This window comes from Nostoc sp., assembly GCF_036917555.1.
In the GTDB taxonomy this organism is placed as follows: Bacteria; Cyanobacteriota; Cyanobacteriia; order Cyanobacteriales; family Nostocaceae; genus Nostoc.
Genome location: NZ_JBALDD010000064.1, coordinates 1 through 23762, shown reverse-complemented (window position 1 = coordinate 23762; position 23762 = coordinate 1). Strand labels below are relative to the sequence as shown.

Here is a 23762-nt window from a genome sequence, read left to right as displayed (position 1 = left end):
ATTATCAAAAACAGTTATTTAAATGTAACAACGGAAACAAAAATGTCAACATATTTATCTCAAGTCTGGCAACTACTGAGAAATTATGTGAGTGGTACAAGGTTACAAGAGATGCCAAAGACCACATCACCAGAAACTGAAGCAGTTTTAACTCTAGGAAAAAATATTAAAGAACCAGATAAAAGCGTGAGATTAGCTCAAGATAATTTGCAGGAATATTTATACTCTCCAAAACTGCAAAAAAGCTTAGAAAAATGGACAATACCAAAGAACGGTTTGACTTCTCAGATAGACGATCGCACATTGGGCACTTTACTCACTGGGTTTTGCTTTAAAGTATGCGATCGCCAGATGTATGAGGAGATTTATGATTTATTGGGTAGTGGTGCCCTGAAACCTGAAATAGTCAACCAACTAATGGAATTGGTTGTGACTAGTCAAAAAATTCGTCCAGAATTGCTTTTTGGGCGGCTAGAAGATTTTTATCGTCGCTGGTGTCACGGAGAATTTATTGATGGGACACCAGATGATAACCTGCCTCAGAAAACAAAGTTAAAGCTAGCGGCACAAAATATTGCGCTCGGGTTGAGACAGGTAGACATATATACAGGGCTGAACGTACTGATTTTATTATTAGAGTTACACCGTTACGCCCAAGGGCGAGATGAACTCAAACAAAAAATCACCTTCTATCCATCTGCACAACCGGACACAGACAATTTTTTCACATCCCAACTGCTGCGGATTATCAATTATAGCGATGCCCTGGAAATTGGCAACTTTAGCAGTATAGTTGGACAATTCCTTAAAGGCGGTAACTTTCGCAATGCTTACCTCGGCGATGCCAACCTTACAGGGGTAGATTTTAGTGGTGCTGACCTAAGCCTTGCTTATCTCGGCGATGCCAACTTAACTGGCGTAAACTTCAGCGGTGCTAACCTTAGCGGTGCCAACCTCGGCGATGCCAACCTCAGCGGTGCCAACCTCAGCGGTGTTAACCTCAGCGGTGCCGACCTCAGTAGCACCAACCTCAGCGGTGCTAACCTTAGCTGTGCCAACCTTAGCCGCACCGACCTCAACCGCGCCGACCTTAGCAATACCAACCTTAGCCGTGCCGACCTTAGCCACGCCGACCTCAACCGCGCCGACCTTAGCAGCACTAACCTCAGCCATGCTGACCTAAGTAACGCCATCCTTTTCGGTGCAAATCTGAGTGAAGCCAATCTTAATAGCGTCAGCCTTAGCCATGCCGACCTTTGCCGCGCCGACCTCAGTGGTGCTGATTTGAGTTACGCCATCCTCAACGGTACTAACCTCAGTGACACAATTCTTTTCAGTACCAACCTCAGCAATGCTATCCTTGTTGCCGCAGACCTCAGCTATGCCAAACTCAACGGTGCCAAACTTAATAATGCCAGACTTAATGGTGCAATGTTCTTAGGTGCCGACCTCAGCGGCGTAGACCTGAGTCAGGTGATTCTCAATGAAGCTGACCTCAGCGGCGTGATTCTCAACGACGCCGACCTCAGTGGTGCTGACCTCACCGACGCCATCCTGTTTGGCACAGACTTCAGCTATGCCAACCTTAACAGTGCTAACCTCAGTGGCAGTAACCTCAGTGGTGCTATCCTCAACGGCGCGAATCTTAGCCATAGCAACCTCAGTTATGCCATTCTAGGTGGTGCAGACCTTAGCGACGCCAATCTAGAAGAAATGATCTGGGGTAAAAAGCAGCAGTGGGAAAGTGTGCGGGGATTAGAGACAGCAGTTAATGTACCGGAGGCGTTGAAGGAAGAACTGGGATTGAATTGAGATGAGACGAGATTTTATACTAAAGTTTAAAGAGCCAATACATTTATCTATAAATATGTATAGGTTTCTCCATACAACTAGAAAGCCCCCAGATGAATCCAGGGGCTTGGGTAATTTCGGTTGCGATCGCCTACGGCGGGCGGGTACGCGATCGCAATCTGCGATAAATGCACTCTAGAATACTTAATTAATTACGGTGATTATTGCTGTAGTGAACCCTTGTACCTGCCCAAAGCAACTTCTCCCGCAGCGTCTGATAGTAAGAATTGTTCTCGCGCAAAATAATAAATTTAGCCCGACACTCTGCCATCCGCACATCAACACGGTGTCCCGGCCAAATTGAAGTCCCTAAAACCCCATCTGTCCACAGCTTGGTACTCAAATCGTAATCCCCTAAAGGCCAAATACTCACCACAGAACCAGGGGGTAAAACGAGGGGACGACTAGAAAGGCTCATTGCACAAATAGGAGTGACGGTAATCGCCTCCATACCATCATGCATAATTGGCCCATTAGCAGAAACAGTATAACCTGTGGAACCTGTAGGAGTGGAAATAATCAACCCATCCCCGACGTATTGATCGACTACCTCACCATCGATTTCCATTTCCAGAATTGAGGTGATCATTCGGTCAGCGGAGGCGGGTTTAACACAAAATTCATTCAAAGCCAGGTAACGTTCGCTCACTGGTTCTAAATTAGATCCATGACCCTCATACACCGCAGCTTGCAACATCATCCGTCGTTGGATAGCATAGCGATCCTCAAACAGCCGATCCCAAACTTTCTCTGTATCCTGAAACTCTTCCACTGACTCAGTTAAAAACCCCAGATGACCTCCCACATTCACTCCCAGAATTGGGATACCAGCTGGGGCTAAATGTCTGGCACCAGTTAAAACAGTACCATCGCCACCGAGTACCAAAGCGAGATCGATTGGTTGACCCGCCGAAGCCAAAAAGACTGGATAGGGGTTGTCTTTCGGCCCGCTAGGCCCCATCAACACTTGGCAATCGCGGCTTTCTAGTTGTTTAGCACAGATTTCTGCCCATTCTTTACTCCGGGCATCCCGCGCTTTATAAGCAATGATTACCTGCTTGAGTTGCACGCACAATTACCATTTCAGGAGATTAAACTGCTCCATATCGACGGTATCACGGTTGCGATAAATGGCCAGCACGATCGCTAAACCCACCGCCGCCTCGGCTGCGGCCACGGTAATCACAAATACTGTGAAAACCTGACCCTTAATTAATGTTGAGTCGAGGAAGTTGGAAAATGCCATTAAATTCAGATTAACAGCATTGAGCAGTAATTCAATTGACATCAGCACCCGCACAGCGTTGCGGCTGGTAATTAAACCGTAGATGCCGATGCAGAATAAAGCTGCTGCTAGTAATAAAAAGTACTGGAGTTGCATGAATCTGAGTATCCCTCCTGGAAAAATCTGGCTGTTTTTCTGCGACTCAGGTCGCAAATATTACTCTTTTGTTTCGCTGGTTGTTGATACTAGTTCTCTGGGGCGTTCTTGCAAAGTCAAAACAGTTTGCCCCAGATCGGATCGTGTCAGTTGATCTGGCAAATACTCACGACGTGCCAAAATAATTGCTCCTACCATCGCTATCAGCAGCAAAATGGAAGCCAGTTCAAAAGGTAGTAAAAAGTCAGTGAAGAAATGTTCTCCAATCAAAACTATAGAACTTTCACCACGCGCTACAGGAGCAGTTGAGTAGGTCCAAGGGGTAGCCAGCACCATCGTACTTAAAAGACCAAACAATCCTACGCTAACTACACCCGTAAGTACTTTACGCACCCAAGAGTTAGGAAATGCTACAAAGTTCTGTCGCTTGTTCACCAACATAATGGCAAACAAAATCAGCACGTTAACCGCCCCAACGTAAATTAGTATTTGTGCAGCCGCAACAAAATCAGCATTTAGCAACAGGTACATTCCCGCTATGCTGATGAACACACCCCCTAGCAAAAAGGCAGAATAGACGATGTTAGAGAACAGCACCACACCAATGGCTGCCCCAATCATCATCACGCCCAGTATGCCAAGTGATACTAACTGTACTCCTTCTGCTAGATTCACTGTTTTTTGTCCTTAGTCAATTGTCATTGGTCATTAGTCATTGGTCATTGGTCATTGGTCATTAAGAAAGGACAATGGACAAATGACAAATGATATTTATTTTTCTGTTTGTTCTACCAAGTCTTCTGGACGCGCACCTGCACGTGGCGCATCTGCGGGTAGTCCGTGGGGTTCGAGGACGCCTTTGGGTAGGTAAACTAGTTCACGCAGTGGTGTAACCATTGGATCGTCTGTTACCTTATAAGGCAGACGACCTAGTGCTACGTTGTCGTAGTTCAATTCATGGCGATCGTAAGTGGAAAGCTCATACTCTTCTGTCATCGATAGACAGTTAGTTGGGCAAAATTCCACACAATTACCGCAAAAGATACAAACTCCAAAGTCAATGCTGTAGTGGTTGAGTTTTTTCTTTTTGCTGGCTTTGTCGAATTCCCAATCGACTACAGGTAGGTTAATTGGACAAACGCGAACGCAAACTTCGCAAGCGATGCACTTATCAAATTCAAAGTGAATCCTACCGCGAAACCGTTCGCCAAGAATTAGTTTCTCGTAAGGGTACTGTACAGTAATTGGACGCCGCCGCATGTGGTCGAAGGTGACAGAAAGTCCCTGACCAATGTAACGCGCAGCTTGTACCGTTTCTTTGGCGTAATCACCAACTTGTTTTAGGAACTTTAGCATTGTGTTTCACTCTCTCTTTTGAAGCTATCAGCGTTATTTGTCCCTTGTCTTTCGTCCTTGGTCATTAGTCATTTGTACTAATGACCCTTACGGGTGACGCTCCTGCGTCGCTACCGCTTCTCTACGAGACGCTGCGCAAACGCTAACGCCAGTCACTCATGGGGAAACCCCCTTGGCGCTAGCCTCTCCCTTTGGGAGAAAACCGCGCTGGCTCACTAATGACTAATGACTAATGACTAACCACCAAAAGCGAAGGGAAAGGCTAGTTTCAAGGCGGCGGTTAATAGCAGATTAACCAAACCAACTGGCAACAAAAACTTCCATCCTAAATCTAACAGTTGGTCAATCCGTACCCGTGGCACTGTCCAGCGCAACAGGATGGCGACAAACACTAGTAAATAGGCTTTGAACACGGTCATGATGATACCCAAAGCCGCAGTTACTATCTGGAACACAGGATTTACTTCACTGACTCCCAGCCAACCAGCAATGAGGTTGAGGGGAATAGGAAAGTCCCAACCGCCCAGATAGAGAATTGCTACTAGTAAGGAAGAAAGGATCAAGTTAACGTAGGAACCCAGGTAGAACAGACCGAATTTCATACCTGAGTATTCAGTCTGATAGCCAGCGACGATTTCTTCTTCCGCTTCGGGTAAGTCAAAGGGTAATCGTTCGCATTCAGCTAGGGCGGCTATCCAAAAGATCAGAAAACCGATTGGTTGTCGCCAAATGTTCCAGCCCAGAATGCCGTAGCCAGACTGTTGATTTACAATATCAACGGTGTCGAGGCTGTTAGACATCATAGCGATCGCTAACACCGCCAGCGCCAAAGGAATTTCATAACTAATAGATTGCGCTGCTGCCCGCAACCCCCCTAAGAGGGAGTATTTGTTATTAGATGCGTAGCCAGCCATTAATAAACCAATGGGTTGAATGCTTGACAAGGCAATCCACAAAAATACGCCCATGCCCACATTGCTAATTACGATATTCTGTCCAAAGGGCACAATCAGGAACGACAGAAACACCGGAATTACAACAATAATCGGGCCAAGGGTAAACAGCCAGGGGTCAGACTTGGCTGGTACTATATCTTCTTTAAATACCAGCTTCAGACCATCCGCTACAGGCACCAGCAACCCAAAAGGCCCTTGGTATTCTGGCCCAATTCGCTGCTGTGCAGAGGCAGAAATTTTCCGTTCTAGCCAAGTAGCAACTAATACCCCCACTGTCGCCCCAATCAGCATCAGTATCATTGGCAGCGGCATCCAAATCGCTTTGGCTGTTCCTGCTGGTATACCTAAATCCCGGAGGGATTCAATAAAAGTTCCTTGGAGGTCAATTCCTGAATTCATGTTTCCGCTCTTTAAGACATCGAGTTATGGTGAGTTACAACTATTAGTTAAATTAATACCTGTAAATTCACTCATTTTTAATTTTTGCTGTAATGACGCCCGATTGAAGATTTGTTGCCAATTCCCATGCCTAGTATATCGTTGGATGGTTTGAGCACCCTGAAGCGAGATGAGAACTTCTACTTATGGTTGGCATTGAGATTCGCTATTGAGTGGATATAGGATGAGAGGATAAGGAGAATAACTATGCCCTATACCCCATACCCAATGCCCAATTACCGTTTGTCAATGGGGGTATAAGTTACTTCGTGATGACCGTTGTAAACCTGGGTAGGACGGAAAATCCGGTTTTCTGCTAGTTGTTCTTTCCAGTGGGCTAGCCAACCGGCAACACGAGCGATCGCAAATATTGGCGTAAACAAGTCTGTGGGAATCCCCATCTTTCTATACACCAAACCGGAATAAAAGTCAATATTGGGATAGATCCCCTTGCTACCGAGTTTTTCCTCTACCACTCGTTCCATTTCTTGAGCAATGTCATAGAATTTGTCATGGCCAAACTTCTCAAACAGTTGCTCTGCTAGTCCTTGTAAAATTGTGGCTCGTGGGTCTTTAACTTTATAGACACGATGTCCAAAGCCCATAATCTTAGATTTACTTTGCAGACAGTCCTCTATGTAGGGACGGACATTTTCCACAGAGCCAATTTTTTCCAACATCTGAATTACTTCTTCATTGGCTCCACCATGCAGAGGCCCACCCAAAGTTCCGACAGCACTAGCAACCACAGCATAAGGATCGGTCAAGGTGGAAGCTGTCACCCTGGCACTGAAAGTGGAAGCATTCATTGTATGCTCGACCTGAAGTATCAAGCAGATATCAAAAATCCGCGCCATCAGAGGATCGGGTTCTTGCTCATTGAGCATGTATAAAAAGTTAGCGGAGTAGTCTAAGTCATCACGGGGACGTACCGGATCGTTGCCTTTTCGCATCAGTTGGAACGCCGCCACCATTGTGGGAATGGTTGCTATCAGGCGCACCACCGAATCTCGAATATAGACAGGATTATGTAAATCGCGGAGCGAATAAAACAAGCCTAAAGCAGCAGCGGAGGCTTGCAAGGCATCCATTGGATGACCGCTTTCTGGAAAGCATTTCATCATGTCCCGAATGCGGTATTTTATCCGTCGGTGGTAACGAACTTCATGCTCAAATGTTTCCAGTTCTTCTTTGCTTGGCAGTTTACCCCAGATTAAGAGATAAGCAGTTTCTAAGAATGTACTTTTTTCTGCTAATTCCTCAATCCTAATGCCACGATATTCTAGTATTCCCTTTTGCCCATCAACATAGCTGATACTTGATTGAGCGGCGGGAATGCCTTCTAAACCAGGCTTGTATTCGCACACCATCATGGCAACACCATTCGCTTTGTGAAATATCTGATCAAGCTAACTTACCAGAAATTTATTGTCGCCATAACAGTAGCCGTTCTAACAACAATCGAAAATGTTGAAAAACTGTTATAGCAGGTACTTGGGCGGTGTCAACCAAAACATCTGACTACGACCCAGAGGAGAACCTGTTTCTGGTAGTTTTATCCCAATCATACCTGCTTTTTTCAAGACTAAGCTTGCTTTGACTTCTCCCCACAGGAGAATTTCAGCCCAACTGGTCAAATCAGGTTCGTGTCCAACCAGCGCCAGTTGGGTATTTTGGGAATAATTTCTTGGTTCTAACCAGTCTTTTAGCCAACTAGAAATTTGACCATTGTGGGCGAGGTGGCTAGATTCCTCTAACTGAGAGCTTAGTTTTTCTGCTATTAAAATTTCAGCCGTTTGGCGGGCCCGCACTAAGGGACTGGTGAGAATTAAATCAAAGTTTAAACCTAATTTAACAAGTTTCTGGGCAACTTTCTCAGTTTTTTGCCTTCCTTCTTTGGTAAGGCTGCGCTTTTCATCTTGGATGCCTAATCCCTTGTCTTCAGCGATGCCATGACGAATTAAATATAGTTCCATATTTTTAATTTTATTAGCGTAGCCTGTACTGAGTTATTAGTTACGCTTATGTTCATTAATCTATCTTAATCTTAATCATCATTACGTATTCGTGAATCTGCCATCTGTCTGATGTAGTAAAGTGTTAGGCGTTTTAACATGTTATGGATATGGCAAAATGATGGTTGAGTTAGTCATGTGACTTTGACCACTCATTTTCTCGAACACCGCGCACCCAAGCAGTGCTATCAGCTAAATCTTGGCGATGTCTACGACGGGCTACATCTACGCTCCACATCCCAATAAAGCTATCATTTATCAAGTCAATATCTGGCGACTGAGAGGCAGATTCAACTACTGCATATCTTTGTCGCAAAAAAGCAATAAATTCCATGAGTTGACGCTGTGCTTCAGGAGGAAGGGATAAAAACTCATTCAACAATTCTTGCTGTGTCATTCTTATGCCTTAAAAAAATTGAAGGTGATAACTATAAAATATTTTGACACCATTTACACTGCTGAAACCTCTGTTTCAAAAATTGTTGGTTGGGACGGCAGATTTCATCTTTTGGAACCTGTAGCTTTCTTCCCTGAATTGTTCGATACTCAGTGGTTCGGAGAATAGGGGAAATATAGACCATCATTGTTGTTGGATTAATGGCAATGAGGTTTAAGTCAAATAAGGTATGCAAATCAGCACGTAATAACAAACCATTTGACGGATGATTATTTTCAGTTTCAATGTAAGGAATAATGTAGGCAGCTTCAAGTGCAGCCTCAGCATCAAAATTTGTAATTGCACATTTGCAAGAATAGGCTTTCAGCAAAGATTGACGAAACTGTGATTGACCCTGCCTCCTAACTATTGATACAGCAATTTTTTGACGAGCCTCAGTATCACTTGTACAAGTGAAGAAGTTTTCCTTATCAAGCTCTTCTATTGCGGGCAATAGTTCATTCGTCTCTGGCGATGGCTCTGACTCAATCAGCAGTATTTTAGGCTTTGGTTCTATCGGTAGCTTCTGGAGGCTTAGATATCTCACTCTCCCTTTTAATAATTGATTTACAATTCTTTATTCTCTCAATTGCTTTGCCATCTTTTGGATCAACTTCCAAAGCTAGTTGATAAGCATCAATTGCAGCTTGATACTGCTTTTTTTTCTTCCAATCATCACCTTGTTCAACAAATACATCAACAAGTCTTCGCCCTTTTTCTAACCTTTGATATTTGAGAGAATGTTCTTTTCATTCTGAATCTAAAAAGGGAGCAGCTTTACTATTGAATCTACAACCGCCACCTCCAAAATTAAAATTTATACCTTGAAATTGAGGTAATTTTTTTAAATTTTTTTGTTTTAGAGGGAAATCAAAATCAACAACTGAATCTATTTGAATGTAAACGAAAAAACATCCAGCATTATCGGATATGTACGCTTCACTTAAATCTGAATATTTTTTGCTATCTAAAACCTTTAGTTGATAATCTTTTGGTGCTGCAATAATATGACCAGCAGCAATAAAGCCACTAGGTTCATTGCCAGTATTTCCGCTTCTCTGAAAGTACGCTCTATCTCCAACCTGTATGAATCTAGAATTCGAGCAACTCCAGGATGTTTCGTAGTATTCTCCTGACGAAATTTCTGACTTTATCAAGCCAGGAAGTTTACTATTTTTAATGATTCCTTGTCCACTGTTATATTTTGCTTCACCGTTGCAAAGAAAAATTATAGTTTCCATCATAGATAAAATTGACTAATCATGATTGTCATGATGCTAGCCATTTATAATACTAAAAATAAGCCGTATATTTACCCAATTTAGAGTATGTGTAGCAGTTATTATAGGGTAAATAACCTTACGATCATTGGTCAGCGTTAGGATAAAAGTCTAAGTCTAAAATCTCATCGCCAGTAAAGGGACAAGCGATCGCAAAGTTATCCTCTGATAAACTTGTTTCCACCATTGCCTCTCGCCGCGCTCTTTGATATATAGTATTAATCCACTCAGCATCATTTAAAAAACGCTGCAAGCTAGGACTTTCTTGCAGCAATTCATCTATATTCAGTCGCTCACGGGTAATGGTAACTTGCCAACTGCGGCTGCGGCGTTCGGGTTGATACTTCCACTTCAACAAATGTGATAAGACTAACCGCAACGCACTTTGCAACGCCCGTTGTTGACTCTTACCCAAGTCCACCACTTCCTCAATTAAGTGTTCTAAATCCAGCGCCTCCCAGTGGTGCGATCGCAAAAGCTCTGCTGTCTGCTCTACCCAAGCATAAAAATCTTGCTTATACAGAGTTTGTAAGATTTGGAGTTTTATAGACTTCATGGCGCTCCTTCTTCACAAATAAATAGGTAGGCGCAAGTTAACTTTGATTAAGTTCAGCATTCGTCATAAAACCCAAATTCCCGACTTTTATCAAAAATCGGGAAGGGATGCTATCTGAACAAACTTGACTGCTGCATTGGTTAGGAGTTTTCCACGTCTCCTTGAGTTCCCTCTACTCCGACTGAATCGGATTATCTCTAGGATTAACTAACCTCAACAGTTTTTGCTTAATTTGAGCGTCGAATACTTCCCATTTCATTTTCGCATAAGCAGAATTTTCGTTGCTGCCAGATAAGAAGCCCATTGGAATTTCAAAGCCGCCTGCGCTTGTTCTTCCACCGCCGAAAAAGCGCCCTGCACTATCTTGTCCAAAGGCTTCTTTGATGAATTCATCGGGGTCAAGGGTAAGTTTGCTGGTTCTCAGGGAGCCAATGACTATTTCTAATTCTTCGTCTTCATCGTGAACAATGCCGTAAACTACGGCAGTGTGAACGTTTTCTTCGGTGACAAGAAAATCAGCCGCTTGGGGGATGGCATCACGGTCTTCGTAGCGTAAGTAGCCAACACCAGCAATGGAAAAGTTATTTTGGACGATGCGATTTTTGAGCGATCGCTCGATCACATCCATTACCCGCTTGGAACGGTTCGCCTGTAAAATGGCATTTAGCAGTTGGGCGTCATAAAATCGGCTTAAATACGCCGCTGCCATAAAATCTTCTTCTTGCGCTTGCATGAGCCGATTTGTATCCGATCGCAAGCCATGCATCAAGGCAGTAGCGCATTTGACATGTTGATTTATGCTGCTATCTAATGCTAATAATCCTGTTTGGAGATATTGAGTAAAAATTGTTGCCGTCGCTCTTACATAAGGACGAATATCCTCAAACTCTGATTGCAGATCGCCTTGGATACTGTGATGGTCAATGAGTACCACTAAAGGAATTCCAGCCTGCTGCACCGCTGACAGTAGTTGTGAAGTGGTTCCTTGGTTGTCAATTAAGACAAAACCTTGATAAGATGACAAATCTTTTGTTTTCAAGGTTTGTGTTGTCCAGCGTTGGATAGGTAAATTAGTCAGCCTTACCAAGGCAATATTTTCTTGATGGCTCAATGCGCCAGCATAAATGATTTCACATTTGATATCATATTGCTGGGCAATTAACTGGTAAGCCCAGGCACAGGAAAGGGCATCAGGGTCAGGAAAATCTTGCAAAATTACCAGTTGGCGATCGTGTCGGTGTGCCAAAAGGGTTTTTTGCAGTTCTTCTGACTTTTGTTGTGCCAGAGAATTACCACGCTGACTAAGATATATAGCCCCATCACCTACCGATGGCGGTAATGACGGACTTTTAAATGCAACTTCCACTGGCGCTTTCTCGATTTCAGGTTCCTCTGGGTTTGGCTCTGTGGTCAATGACAAACTCTCAAACTGAGTAACGGGAGAATTAAAGTACATAGGGAACTTTTTTAAAGTGTGAGGCTCCTTTAATTCAGAAATACTACGAGCAGCAATTCACTGAATTTAGCCACATTATTATGATCTTCGCAAAAATCTGAAAACATTGCACTATACATCTAAGTATATTTCTTGTCACTAACAGCGCTCAACAATCAACTAATTTCCACTAAAGGGCATACAGCAAAGAAGTTTAGGATATCGGGCTGTATCTGGCAGCATAAATATGTATTAGGAGTTTTGTTCTCTTTCGTAAATTGAATCAGGGGGATTTTTATCTAACTTAGGGTATATTTTCTATTTTATACTTTAAAATTAGTCCTTGATTTTTTAAATATTCTTATACTTACTATTCTCATTCTTGTAACTATTGAGCAATTAACAATTATTTTTGATTAACAACGCGTGTTTCCTATCCCCTTTGAAAATTCTGGAAATTTAGAGTAAAGTCCAATGGAAAGGGGCAAAATACAAGAAAAGTAAAGAGCAAAGGGGAAACCTATATACATACAACAAATTTAAAAGCTTGATAGTTGATGCAATCGCCTTCGTTGCCAGCCATATAGCCACCAATTTTTTAACATTCAATAACTAAAGTTATTGGCTATCTCCCAAAGAAAGAGGGTATTTCTTCTTTTTCCTTTGCTCCTCTGATTTTTTGCTCAAAGACCTATAACATACTTTTGCCACTCTGTATGCAGTCCACTCTTAAGATGTTTGCTGACCTCGAAATAGAGACTGCTATAAGGTTGGCGCGGGGGATGACGCAAAGGCATGTGAGCTTCGTGAGGAGTCCGACTGCCTTTTTTGACATTGCAACGGACACAAGCGGTAACAATATTCTCCCAAGTATCGCCTCCGCCGCGCGATCGCGGTATTACATGGTCTAGTGTCAACTCATCCCCTGTGTAACCACAGTATTGACAGGCATGACCATCACGGTGCAATATATTTCGGCGAGTTAGAGGGATTTCTTTATAAGGAACGCGTACATAATGACGCAACCGGATCACGGTCGGCAACGGGAAATCTGTGTACAGAAATTTACCGTTGTGTTCCACGCGTTCTGCTTTGCCCTTGATTAAAAGAACCACAGCACGACGCCAACTCGTTATATTGAGAGGTTCGTAAGAGGCGTTTAAGACTAAAACCTTCCCCATTATTTGCGCTCAGGGTATGAGTTTTACAATATATTAACACAAATACACCCTGCTAGGGAGATGAGAAGAAATTATACTTTCGGGAGAATTTGGAAATTAAGTTAGGAGTTAGGAGTGAGGAGTTAAGAGTTGGAAAGTCAAATTTATCACTTGATTAAAATTATTACCTAGACTGACGCAATCGTGCAGCGTCTCGTAGAGAAGAACGGAGTGAAAAGTTGAACTGTAAGATTTACTTCTAACTCCTAACTCCTCACTCATAACTCTTAACTTTTACTCTAGCGCCGCAACATCTTGTATCAATTCCAATCTGAAGGTTAAACTTCCTATTTAATCTGATCTCGCTTTTAGGAGCGTGTATAGATAGATAACTTGAAAGTTTAGCCGTGGCGGGATAGGAGTCAGTACAAATGTTAAGTCGCAAACAAATCCCTGGTGTAGTTCCTAATCAGCAGTGCGATACCTACGCGTGGTTTTCGCAACGAGCTTGGGTAGAAATTGATTTAGAGGCGTTGTCGTACAATGTAAAGCAATTGGTGGAGTTTTTATCGCCGCGTACCCAGTTGATGGCAGTAGTAAAAGCTGATGCCTATGGACATGGAGCAGTGACAGTCGCCCAAATTGCCATCCAATCGGGAGCTAGTTGGCTGGGAGTGGCTACAGTTCCAGAAGCTATTCAATTGCGAGAAGGCGGGATTCAAGCGCCCATTTTGATTTTAGGGGCAACTCATACACTAGAGCAGATTCATGCGATCGCACAATGGAAACTTCAGCCCACACTCTGTAGCCCTAAACAAGCTTTAGTATTTTCTGATACCTTAGAATCGATGAATCATGGTTCTCCAGTGCCCGTACACATTAAATTAGACACGGGAATGTCTAGATTGGGAACTGATTGGCAGCAAGCTGGCGAATTTGTGCAATTAGTGCAGCGATTACCGCATCTTGAGATTGCCAGTATTTATTCTCATTTGGCGACAGCAGACGATCCTGATACCACGGCAATGGAGGCACAGCATAAACGATTTGAGGATGCGATCGCTCAAATCAAAGCAATGGGAATTCAAGTACCCTGTTTGCACTTGGCAAACTCAGCTGCTGCACTCACAAATCCAGCACTGCATTACGACATGGTACGTGTAGGTTTAGCTGTTTACGGACTATATCCAGCACCGCATTTACAAAATGCGATCAATCTCAAGCCCGTTTTGCAACTTAAAGCACGAGTCACCCAAGTTAAAACAATTGCTGCAGGAACTGGTGTTAGCTACGGGCATCAATTTATTGCCCCACACGAACTTCGCCTCGCAGTTGTGGGAATTGGCTATGCTGATGGTGTTCCTCGCAGTCTTTCCAACAAAATGCAGGCGTTAATTCGCGGTCAGCGGGTGTCGCAAATCGGGACAATTACAATGGATCAGTTGATGCTGGATGTGAGTACCATACCTAATATCCAAGAAGGAGAAGTAGTCACCTTATTAGGAGAACAGGGAAAAGAACAAATTTCAGCGGACGACTGGGCAAAACAATTAAACACTATTTCTTGGGAAATTCTCTGTGGATTTAAGCATCGTCTGCCTCGTGTTGCAGTCATGTAATTGGGCATGGGGCATGAGAAGAGACAAGGGGGACAGGGAAGGGGGGGAAGACAAGGGAGAGATTGATCGATAACTTCCCCTTGTCCTCCTTATTCCCTATTCCCAAAAATAATTTATTATGCTATGATAGTAAACTGATGATGCGGATGTGGCGAAATTGGCAGACGCGCTAGATTTAGGTTCTAGTTCTGAAAGGAGTGAAGGTTCAAGTCCTTTCATCCGCACTTTTGATAAATTAAATTGCCTTGTTTAGGCTGGTACTTAGTACTTGAGTGAAAACTTCAAGGATAGTTACCAGCCTATTTAAATATGGCTTATATAAAAATCGGCGGTAAAACACTCTGCAAAACTTCCCTTTTGCAGAATGTTTAATCTACGTTTTTAAATATAAATAATAAAAAATACATGTGCTAAAAGCAATAAATAAGTATTATTACTGAGGTAGATTTGAAGTTACCCGATGCAAAGTGGCTTCATTTAGTTCTTATTTATTTACAAACTAGATTTTACTTAAGTGTAAATACAGAAGTTCAAAGATATTACCATCAACAAAATCAGTATTATTTCTCTGGTCAGATTGGGGTTACTCAATGGAAAGTGGCTTCATCTAGTCTTGACATTTTTATGTCTTATTTCTCGAAAGATGTTTATAAATCTCAGTAACACTAAGTAGATTAATCACAATTTACGAATTTACTAAGATTTGCTCATCTCAAAATACGCTACTCTCGTTGAGTTTCACCACAAACCTAGACGTAAACTGATGTACTTTAAAATACAAAAGTTTAATGCTTTTTACTTGATTTTAATTGTGGAATAACTCTACACGAATTTAGCTTACACGTATCGAATTTTAGCTGAAGTAAAAGCAAAATGAGCACAACTCCTATAGGTAGCTACAGGTTGTTCCAGAAACTACATCCGCTATCTCTGTTGGCACAATTAACTAGTCGGCGTGCTACGGGTTGCTTAAGCGTATTTACCGGGATAGTTTCTTGGTCAATCTATCTAGAGGACGGTAAACTTACTTATGCCTCCTATTCAGATAAACTATTTGAGCGCCTTGACAGTCACTTACGGCGCTTGAGTCAGCAAATTCCTGCTCTCAACAGCGCCACTCGTGTACAGATGCGGCTGATGTTTGAGATGAAGAATGAACATCAATCAATATCAAATGCGGATTACCAAGCTATTTGTTGGTTAGTAAATCAGGACTATATTACCTCTGTGCAAGCAGGAAACCTGATAGACGAATTGGCAAAAGAAGTAATGGAATCATTTTTGTGTTTAAAAGAAGGTAGCTATGAATTCAGTCCAGAAAGCTCTTTGGATGAATTACCAAAGTTCTGTCGCCTGGATTTACGGTTACTTGTTGAACACTGTCAAAAGCAGTTACGAAATCGGCAAAATATTCAGTCATCAATTCCGGCTGGTGGGAGTTCCCAAGTTTTTTCTACAACACAAACGTCTCAAGTTCAGCCACAGATGCAAATAAAGATTGGACAAAAATTGCCAATACCAATCAATTTTGATATTCCTGATAATAATAAAACTACTCAGTCAGCTGTTGGCAAAAAACTATATACAATTGCCTGCATTGATGATAGCCAAACTGTTTTGAATTCCATTAAGCACTTTTTGGATGAAAACACATTTTCAGTTGTGATGATCAACGATCCGGTAAAAGCTTTAATGCAAATTCTGCGCAGTAAGCCCGATTTGATTTTACTAGATGTTGAAATGCCAAGTTTAGATGGCTATGAACTATGTTCCTTATTACGTAAACATTCAGTTTTTAAAAATACACCGATCCTTATGGTGACTGGGAGAACAGGATTTATTGACAGGGCAAAGGCTAAAATGGTCAGATCGTCAGGATATTTGACTAAGCCTTTTACACAATCAGAATTGCTAAAAATGGTTTTTAAGCATCTTGGTTGATTAAAATAAGGCAAATAAAAATAACAAAATATGTTTAATTTATTTTTTTAGGAGATTTAATAGTGAGCCTGACTTTGCTTGGCACAATTTTGATTGTAGAAGATTCTCCCAGCGAATTGGAATTAATGAGCCATTATCTGAAAGAGAGTGGTTACAACGTAATTAAAGCAAGTGGTGCAAAAGAGGGTTTAGAAAAAGCTGTGTTAGAAAAACCAGATGCGATCGTTACTGATGTAGTAATGCCAGAAATGAGCGGATTTGAATTATGTCGTTCTCTAAGAAGAAATCCGATTACTGCAAAAGTGCCGATTGTGGTTTGTAGTTCCAAAAATCAAGAGATTGACCGTTTGTGGGCAATGAGACAAGGTGCAGATGCCTATATAACTAAACCTTATACCCGCGAACATCTCCTACGTACTATTAAATCAGTGGTAATTTGAATTAATGACTAGTACAAACATTACTCTTTCTTCAAAACCAATCCCAAATAATTTAGCAGATGGTTATCTGAAGTTTCAGCTTAATCAACAAACAACTGCTGTTTTATCAATGAGGCATACGCAAGAAGCAATTCTTGTGTCTGTTGAATCTATTACGTCAATACCCAATATGCCGTCCTGCATATTAGGATTAATGAATTGGCGGAGTCGGATAATTTGGGTAGTTGATTTACCAAGAATGCTCAATTTAGAATACCTAGATTACCGACTGCGCCAATACAATGTAATCGTTATCCAAGTGGAATCATTAGTGTTGGGCTTAGTTGTACAAGAAATAAAAGGTACAACTAAGTTCATCGTTGATGATATTCATTCTCCTATCGGACAAGTGGCATCCAGTTTAGTTCCTTATTTATGTGGGTGCGTTGTGCAACAGAAAGAAATATTACTGGTATTAGATGCACAGGCAATTGTGCAGTCTTCTATTCTCCGCAGTGATTAGGGTTTACTACTAAAAAAAAGATTTTTAGTGTTCTTATTCACATACTTAGGAGAACTACTTTTATGTTTAATAAAACCAACACGAATCAAGGTAATAGCGCTCAAAATCGAGCACCACTGATTTCATCTCAAAAAGCCATTGGGACTGTAGTAAAACTACCAACTAAGCTGACTACTGAAAGTGCTAATAATTCTTCTTTGAATCAGGGGATTGCCTCTTTTACAAGGCTGGGATTGGTTAAGAAAGCGACTATTTTAGCGATCGCAATCGGTACAATACCAGTTTTGGGCATCGGTGCGATCGCTTTTGGTTTTGCTAACAAATCTATTACTAAGCAAATTACTCAATCTCAACAAGCTGAAGCCACTGGCTTAAGTGATAAAGTTAACCGCTTTATGTTGGGACGCTACGGTGATATTCAGGTAATATCAAACTTGCTATTTTTGACAAGTTCTCAAGCTAGTATTAGTACTCAAGAAAAGCAAGCAGTCTTAGATCGGTTTGTCGAAGCCTACAAAGCTTATGACAGCATTGCTGTTTTTGATCGCCAAGGTAACTTGATTGTTCAGTCCACAGGCGGGGAACCCTTGGAAAATCAAAAAGACCGTATCTATTTTCAAGACGCTTTACAAAAAGATACTCCTGTCATTAGCAAACCAGAAGCAGCAAAAAATACTAGTGTTGTGAGTATTTATCTAGCCGCACCTGTGAAAGAGACAAGAACAGGTCAAACTATTGGCGTGGTACAAGCACGTATGCCCGTAAAATCTTTAGGGGAAGTCATCAAAAACTACGTAGCCAATGGACAACAATACCATTTGCTCGATGCTTCGGGAACGGTTTTCTTGAGTCCCCAAAAGGAATTATTGGGGAAAGAGGCCAAGGGAAAGTATTCTAATTTACCTAAGCTGCTAGCAGCTAAAAAGGTAGATAGTTTTATAGAAGTTCCCAAAACTCACAAAAAACAAGAGCTAGTTAGCTACGTACCACTTAGTACCCTAGATGGCTTACCTGATTTAAACTGGCAGGTACTTTTATCTACAGACACCGCAACTGTATTTGAGCCGCAAAGACAATTGTTGTGGACTATAGCCATCGGCACAGCACTGACAGCATTGATTGTGGGTGCGATCGCATCTCGGTTAGCTAAACTGACTACACAGCCAATTCTCAATGCAACTGCGGCATTAGCAAAGTTAGGTCAAGGTAAATTTAATACCCGTCTGGAAATTGAAAGAGAAGACGAATTAGGGGTATTGAGTGCAAATATCAACCTGATGGCTGAACAATTGCAGGTTTTAGTTAAGGAACAGCAACAGGAACTGGACGTTGAAGGGGCAAAATTACTAGCAGATATTACCCTACGGATTCGGAGAATTCTCAAAACTGAAGATATTTATCATGCAGCAGTCAAAGAAGTTCAGCGAATCCTCAAAACAGACCGAGTAATCATTTATAGTCTGAATCCAGGTACTTTGGCTGGCGTTGTCGTTGCGGAATCGGTAACTGGTAATTGGCCGGAAATGCTGGGAGTGGAAATTGATGACCCCTATTTTCGAGAACATTATCTAAAAAGCGATCGCAATGAAGAGGTGCAAGTAGTTGCCAATATTCATCAAGACCAAAGTCTGAAAAACGCTGACGGTTATATCCAACTGTTGGAAAAATTTGCTGTCAAAGGTCATTTAATCGTACCGATTCTTGCCCAAGAAAAACTTTTAGGCTTATTAATTGCTCATCATTGCGAAACTCCTCGTGTTTGGCAACAGGCAGAAATTGACTTGTTTCAACAAATAGCAACTCAAGTCGGCTATGCCTTAGAACAAGCCAAGTTATTAGAAGAGATAGAAAAAGTCAGAGATGTAACTGTGAGTGGATCAGACGAAACACTGCAACAACAACTTTTACAACTACTCAACGACGTAGAAGGTGCAGCTAGAGGCGACTTGACAGTACGTGCAGACGTAACCGCTGGTGAAATCGGCACTGTTGCCGACTTTTTCAACTCCATTGTGGAAAGCCTCCGGGATATTGTTACCCAAGTTAAACAAGCTGCTATCCATGTGAATAGTGCCATTGGCTCTAACGAAGGAGCCATCCGCCACCTAGCAGAGGAAGCACTCACCCAAGCTGCCGAAATCAACCACACCCTTGATGCTGTTGACCAAATGACCCAATCAATGAAAGCTGTAGCCGAAAGTGCCGAAAAAGCTGCCTTCATTGCTAACCATGCTGCTCACACCGCCACCAATAGCGGACACGCGATGGATTTGACAGTACAAAATATCCTCTCTTTGCGGGAAACTGTGGGTGAAACTGCCAAGAAAGTGAAACGTTTGGGAGAGTCTTCGCAACAAATTTCTCGCGTGGTTTCCTTGATTAACCAAATCGCGATTCAAACCAACTTGCTTGCTATCAACGCCGGCATTGAAGCAGCACGTGCGGGTGAAGAAGGTCAAGGTTTTGCCGTGGTGGCTGAAGAAGTCGGCGAACTAGCAGTTAGGAGTGCCGCAGCAACCCAAGAAATTGAACAAATTGTTGAAAATATCCAACGAGAAACCAGTGAAGTAGTGCAAGCAATGGAAATAGGCACTACCCAAGTGGTAGAAGGTACTCGAATTGTAGAGGAGGCGAAACAAAGTCTGAGTGAAATTTTAGATGTATCGTGTCAAATTGACTCCTTAGTGCAGTCGATTTCTACTGCAACAGCATCTCAGGTTGAAACATCACAAAGTGTTAGCCAATTGATGAAAGATATCGCTGCTATATCACAACGCACCAGCGATTCTTCTCACCAAGTTTCCCAATCTCTGCAACAAACTGTGGACATTTCCCAGCAATTGCAAGAGACTGTCGAGGCTTTCAAAGTTAGTTAAGTTTGTCATTTGTCATTTGTCCTTTGTCCTTTGCGATTTGCTAGTGACCAATGACGAATGACTTTTGTTATTTGTCTGTTGTCATTTGTCTTTTGTCCTTTTACTAATGACCAATGACGAATGACTTTTGTTATTTGTCCCTTGTCATTTGTCCCTTTACTAATGACCAATGACCAATGACTAATACTTCGGCTTCTCTGCGAGACGCTACGCGAACGCTCAGTACAAGTGACTAATGACCAATGACCAATACTTCGGCTTCTCTGCGAGACGCTACGCGAACGCTCAGTACAAGTGACTAATGACCAATGACCAATGACTAAGGACAAAAACCATGCTACAAGACAAAGAATTAGAAATCCAGATGCAGTTTCTGGAAGAAGCAACAGATTACTTAAATACCTTAGAAGGGGTATTGCTAGAAATTGATACTAGTAACCGCATCGATTTAGATAAAATCAATGCTGCACTGCGGGCCACTCATTCTATAAAAGGTGGCGCAGGGATGATGGGATTTAAATCACTAAGTGATTTATCTCACCGTCTGGAAGATTCCTTTAAAGTTTTAAAAACTAAAAAAAATTCTTTAGAAATTGATACTCAGTTGCAAAGTTTATTGCTATCTGGAGTTGACTGGCTGCGTCAAATTGTAGAATTGCTTGCAGAAGGGAATGTTGTTGAAGATCAGTGGTTAGCAACTTTTTGTTATCCCATCTTTGATGAGTTACACGATCGCTTGGGCGACCCCACTCCAGAAGATGCCTCAACTATGCTATCCCCAGAGGACGGGCAAGACGTTATTCCTTTGCTATTTGCCACAGAAGTAGAAGAGTGTTTGCAGCGTCTAGAATCTATATTGGCAGATACCAAACAGCCCGGATTGCATGAAGAAATTACGATTCTGGCAGCTGAATTAGGCGGTTTGGGAGAAATGCTCCAGTTGCCAGCTTTTAGCAAGCTTTGTGAGTCGGTAACGCAGCATTTGGAAACTGTTAGTAGCGATGTCTTCGACAACCCCTTCGGGGAACGCATTCCCGAAATTGCCCAGTTAGCATTGCAAGCATGGCGGCGATCGCAAGCTTTGGTGCTGACAAATCAGTTAGATAACTTGCCTACAGAAATTGACTTGGGTAGTTATACGCAATCCCAGCCATTATTACCAGCAGAAGTAATACCACAGCTTTTCCCCACAGATGTCCTCGACACAGAAGTAGTGTCAACAGCGGTTTGGCAAGCAGAGATAACTCCAGAAACTTGGGTTAAAGATGAAGCAATCGCAGCCAATTTTACATTTATAGATGCAGAATTTGCCGACGACGTAAATGCTGTTAATATCACTGAACACAATACAATATTTGCTAAAGAAGAGAATCCTCCAGATGCCAAATTTAGCGAAGGCAAAGGAGAGCCAGTTGCGGTTGGTAAAGAACGAGAAAGTCATGAAAATAGCGTCCGAGTTCCTAGCAAACAACTAGAGCAAATTAATGATTTATTTGGCGAACTGATTGTTCAGCGCAATGGGTTAAACTCGCAACTAGAAAGATTACGCAAACTCGTTCGTAACCTCAACCAGCGAGTCCAAGTTCTCGACCGCGAAAACCAGGAATTACGTATAGTCTCCGACAAAATTTCTACTCAAGCTACCATGTCTAATGGGGCACAGCTACAAGCTGAAAATGTCCACCAAGTACAAGATACAAACACAGAATTTGATGCTTTAGAAATGGATCGCTATAACGAATTAAACCTGCGATCGCAGGAAGTTATGGAAACCATTGTTCAGGTACAGGAAGTCACAACAGATGTGCAACTCAGTGTAGATGATACAGACCATATTGCTCGTAAACTCAACAAAACATCGAAACAGTTACAGACCAAGCTAAATCACATCCGAATGCGGCCGCTGTCTGATTTAATTGAACGTTTTCCCAGAGCTTTGCGCGATTTAAATGTCGAGTATGGGAAAAATGTTCAGTTAAAAATTGAAGGTGGCAACACTTTAATTGAACGCAGCATTTTAGAAGCTTTAAACGAACCTTTGATGCACCTATTAAGGAACGCTTTCGATCATGGTATCGAAGACTCTGCGACGCGTCGCCTTTTGGGTAAACCAGAACAAGGATTGATTGAAATTACAGCTACTCACCGCAGTAATCGTACTCTCATTACTATCCGTGATGATGGTTGGGGCATTTCTCTGGAGAAAATTCGCACCCGCGCCCTAGCTATGGGATTGGATGCTTCTTTACTCGCTAATGCTAGTGATGAAGAACTATTATCACTAATTTTTGAACCAGGTTTTACTACCTCTGAACAAGTCACAGCATTATCTGGTCGCGGTGTCGGTATGGATGTGGTTCGCAACAACCTCAAACTGATTCGAGGAGATGTGAAAGTTGATACGGAACCAGGAGTTGGTACTACCTTCACCTTATCAGTGCCGTTTACACTTTCCGTTGCCCGAGTTCTGCTGGTAGAAATCAATAAAATTCTATTAGCATTCCCCACAGATGTCATTTCAGAAATATCTTTACTCCAAGACGAGCGAGTTTTTGAAATGGCTGGTAGCGAAGTTTTAAATTGGCAAGGAACCATGCTGCCACTGATTCGCCTAACTCGTTATTTAGAGTTTAATTGCCTACGCTACGATAGCTCAGAGTTGGAAATTCCGGCAGCCATTAGTACTAACAGTGTGTTAGTAGTCAAAGGTAATAATCAACCAGTTGCAATCCAAATAGACCGTTGTTGGGGCGAACAAGAAGTTGCTATTCGCCAAGTTGAAGGGAATATACCTTTACCTGAAGGTTTTAGCAACTGCACAATTCTCGGTGATGGTCGAGTAGTGCCACTAGTGAATGTCAATGAGTTGCTGTATTGCATTGCTACCAATCCGCGGACACCTAGAGGCACTCAATTACCATCAGCAAGGTTAAAAACACCGTTTCTAATTTTTGATGAAGACAAAATATCAGCAGCATCTATTAAGCACAAAGGCACAATTTTAATCGTAGATGATTCAATTAATGTTCGCCGCTTTTTAGCCCTGACCCTTGAAAAAGGAGGGTATCAAGTAGAGCAAGCTAAAGATGGTCAAGATGCCTTAGAAAAACTTCATAGTGGATTGAAAGTTGAGGCAGTAATTTGCGATATTGAAATGCCTCGCCTTGATGGTTATGGCTTTTTAGGTAAGGTAAATTCAGACGTTGATACAAAAAATATTCCAGTTGCGATGTTAACTTCTCGTAGCAGCAATAAACATCGGCAACTAGCTATGCAATTGGGGGCACGGGCTTACTTTTCTAAACCTTATAACGAGCAAGAATTATTGCAAACGCTGGAGGAAATAATTCATCCTGTTGCAGAAAAGGCAGCTTCTAATTAAAAATTGATAATTCATAATTAAGTTTCAAATATTTTCGTAGGGCGATTAAACTCAACGAGGTTGTCACCAACCCCGTTGGTCTTCAAAACCGTGCATGAGAGTTTCCAACTCACACGGCTCCTCAATGATTCGGTGCTT

At 42.1% G+C, this 23762-nt stretch carries 22 protein-coding genes and 1 tRNA gene; 9 read left to right on the top strand and 14 right to left on the bottom strand.

The window, feature by feature from the left end; genetic code table 11:
- The first annotated feature begins 42 nt into the window (after nucleotides 1–42).
- Both V7K60_RS25275 and V7K60_RS25270 read left to right on the top strand, forming a co-directional pair.
- On the top strand, nucleotides 43–1812 hold the full coding sequence (locus V7K60_RS25275) for a pentapeptide repeat-containing protein (protein WP_334929464.1): 1770 nt from the start codon (nucleotides 43–45) through the stop codon (nucleotides 1810–1812).
- Nucleotides 1813–1867: 55 nt separating this feature from the next.
- Nucleotides 1868–1990, top strand: a complete 123-nt coding sequence (locus V7K60_RS25270; RefSeq protein WP_334929462.1) for a hypothetical protein — start codon at nucleotides 1868–1870, stop codon at nucleotides 1988–1990.
- A 9-nt stretch (nucleotides 1991–1999) separates the two neighbouring features.
- Here V7K60_RS25270 and V7K60_RS25265 read toward each other — a convergent pair whose 3' ends face one another.
- The 13 genes from V7K60_RS25265 to V7K60_RS25205 form a co-directional block, all read right to left on the bottom strand.
- Nucleotides 2000–2920 (bottom strand): NAD(+) kinase, encoded by a 921-nt coding sequence (locus V7K60_RS25265; RefSeq protein ID WP_334929460.1) that lies wholly within the window; start codon nucleotides 2918–2920, stop codon nucleotides 2000–2002.
- 6 nt (nucleotides 2921–2926) lie between these two features.
- Nucleotides 2927–3232, bottom strand: coding sequence for an NADH-quinone oxidoreductase subunit NuoK (gene nuoK / locus V7K60_RS25260; RefSeq protein ID WP_006199065.1), 306 nt, complete (start codon nucleotides 3230–3232; stop codon nucleotides 2927–2929).
- 60 nt (nucleotides 3233–3292) lie between these two features.
- Nucleotides 3293–3907, bottom strand: coding sequence for an NADH-quinone oxidoreductase subunit J (locus tag V7K60_RS25255; RefSeq protein ID WP_334929458.1), 615 nt, complete (start codon nucleotides 3905–3907; stop codon nucleotides 3293–3295).
- A 96-nt stretch (nucleotides 3908–4003) separates the two neighbouring features.
- A complete protein-coding gene (ndhI, locus tag V7K60_RS25250) occupies nucleotides 4004–4588 on the bottom strand; it encodes an NAD(P)H-quinone oxidoreductase subunit I (protein ID WP_104906370.1) in 585 nt (194 codons plus the stop codon).
- Nucleotides 4589–4824: 236 nt separating this feature from the next.
- Entirely contained in the window at nucleotides 4825–5943 is a 1119-nt protein-coding gene (gene nuoH, locus V7K60_RS25245) for an NADH-quinone oxidoreductase subunit NuoH (protein WP_292775066.1), read from the bottom strand.
- Between the two features lie 275 nt (nucleotides 5944–6218).
- Complete coding sequence (locus tag V7K60_RS25240) at nucleotides 6219–7355, bottom strand: citrate synthase (RefSeq protein ID WP_334929456.1); 1137 nt, start codon at nucleotides 7353–7355, stop codon at nucleotides 6219–6221.
- A gap of 108 nt (nucleotides 7356–7463) precedes the next feature.
- Entirely contained in the window at nucleotides 7464–7958 is a 495-nt protein-coding gene (gene sixA / locus V7K60_RS25235; RefSeq protein ID WP_334929454.1) for a phosphohistidine phosphatase SixA, read from the bottom strand.
- A gap of 169 nt (nucleotides 7959–8127) precedes the next feature.
- Nucleotides 8128–8394 (bottom strand): hypothetical protein, encoded by a 267-nt coding sequence (locus V7K60_RS25230; RefSeq protein ID WP_334929452.1) that lies wholly within the window; start codon nucleotides 8392–8394, stop codon nucleotides 8128–8130.
- Between the two features lie 31 nt (nucleotides 8395–8425).
- Nucleotides 8426–8980: an HNH endonuclease gene (locus tag V7K60_RS25225; RefSeq protein WP_334929450.1), complete on the bottom strand. Its 555-nt coding sequence runs from the start codon at nucleotides 8978–8980 to the stop codon at nucleotides 8426–8428.
- Nucleotides 8981–9182: 202 nt separating this feature from the next.
- Nucleotides 9183–9677: a hypothetical protein gene (locus V7K60_RS25220; RefSeq protein WP_334929448.1), complete on the bottom strand. Its 495-nt coding sequence runs from the start codon at nucleotides 9675–9677 to the stop codon at nucleotides 9183–9185.
- 121 nt (nucleotides 9678–9798) lie between these two features.
- The gene (locus V7K60_RS25215; protein WP_334929446.1) at nucleotides 9799–10269 is read right to left on the bottom strand and encodes a DUF29 domain-containing protein; all 471 of its coding nucleotides are present in this window, start codon (nucleotides 10267–10269) and stop codon (nucleotides 9799–9801) included.
- A 172-nt stretch (nucleotides 10270–10441) separates the two neighbouring features.
- Complete coding sequence (locus V7K60_RS25210) at nucleotides 10442–11725, bottom strand: DHH family phosphoesterase (RefSeq protein WP_334929445.1); 1284 nt, start codon at nucleotides 11723–11725, stop codon at nucleotides 10442–10444.
- Between the two features lie 662 nt (nucleotides 11726–12387).
- Nucleotides 12388–12885, bottom strand: coding sequence for an HNH endonuclease (locus V7K60_RS25205; protein WP_094349059.1), 498 nt, complete (start codon nucleotides 12883–12885; stop codon nucleotides 12388–12390).
- Nucleotides 12886–13295: 410 nt separating this feature from the next.
- Here V7K60_RS25205 and alr point away from each other — a divergent pair, with 410 nt between their 5' ends.
- The 6 genes from alr (at nucleotide 13296) to V7K60_RS25175 (ending at nucleotide 20242) form a co-directional block, all read left to right on the top strand.
- Nucleotides 13296–14483 carry an alanine racemase gene (alr, locus tag V7K60_RS25200; protein WP_334929443.1) on the top strand — a complete coding sequence of 396 codons (1188 nt, stop codon included), beginning with the start codon at nucleotides 13296–13298 and terminating at the stop codon, nucleotides 14481–14483.
- Nucleotides 14484–14625: 142 nt separating this feature from the next.
- Nucleotides 14626–14707, top strand: a tRNA-Leu gene (locus tag V7K60_RS25195).
- 649 nt (nucleotides 14708–15356) lie between these two features.
- Nucleotides 15357–16424 (top strand): response regulator, encoded by a 1068-nt coding sequence (locus V7K60_RS25190; RefSeq protein WP_334929441.1) that lies wholly within the window; start codon nucleotides 15357–15359, stop codon nucleotides 16422–16424.
- Nucleotides 16425–16486: 62 nt separating this feature from the next.
- Nucleotides 16487–16864, top strand: coding sequence for a response regulator transcription factor (locus V7K60_RS25185; protein ID WP_069071198.1), 378 nt, complete (start codon nucleotides 16487–16489; stop codon nucleotides 16862–16864).
- Nucleotides 16865–16868: 4 nt separating this feature from the next.
- A complete protein-coding gene (locus V7K60_RS25180) occupies nucleotides 16869–17366 on the top strand; it encodes a chemotaxis protein CheW (RefSeq protein ID WP_334929438.1) in 498 nt (165 codons plus the stop codon).
- Between the two features lie 62 nt (nucleotides 17367–17428).
- Complete coding sequence (locus tag V7K60_RS25175) at nucleotides 17429–20242, top strand: methyl-accepting chemotaxis protein (RefSeq protein ID WP_334929436.1); 2814 nt, start codon at nucleotides 17429–17431, stop codon at nucleotides 20240–20242.
- A 5-nt stretch (nucleotides 20243–20247) separates the two neighbouring features.
- Here the strand turns inward: V7K60_RS25175 and V7K60_RS25170 are convergent, their stop codons facing one another.
- Nucleotides 20248–20571: a hypothetical protein gene (locus tag V7K60_RS25170; protein ID WP_334929434.1), complete on the bottom strand. Its 324-nt coding sequence runs from the start codon at nucleotides 20569–20571 to the stop codon at nucleotides 20248–20250.
- 5 nt (nucleotides 20572–20576) lie between these two features.
- Between V7K60_RS25170 and V7K60_RS25165 the strand changes: the two genes are divergently transcribed.
- A complete protein-coding gene (locus V7K60_RS25165) occupies nucleotides 20577–23624 on the top strand; it encodes a hybrid sensor histidine kinase/response regulator (RefSeq protein WP_334929432.1) in 3048 nt (1015 codons plus the stop codon).
- The last annotated feature ends 138 nt before the right edge of the window (nucleotides 23625–23762 follow it).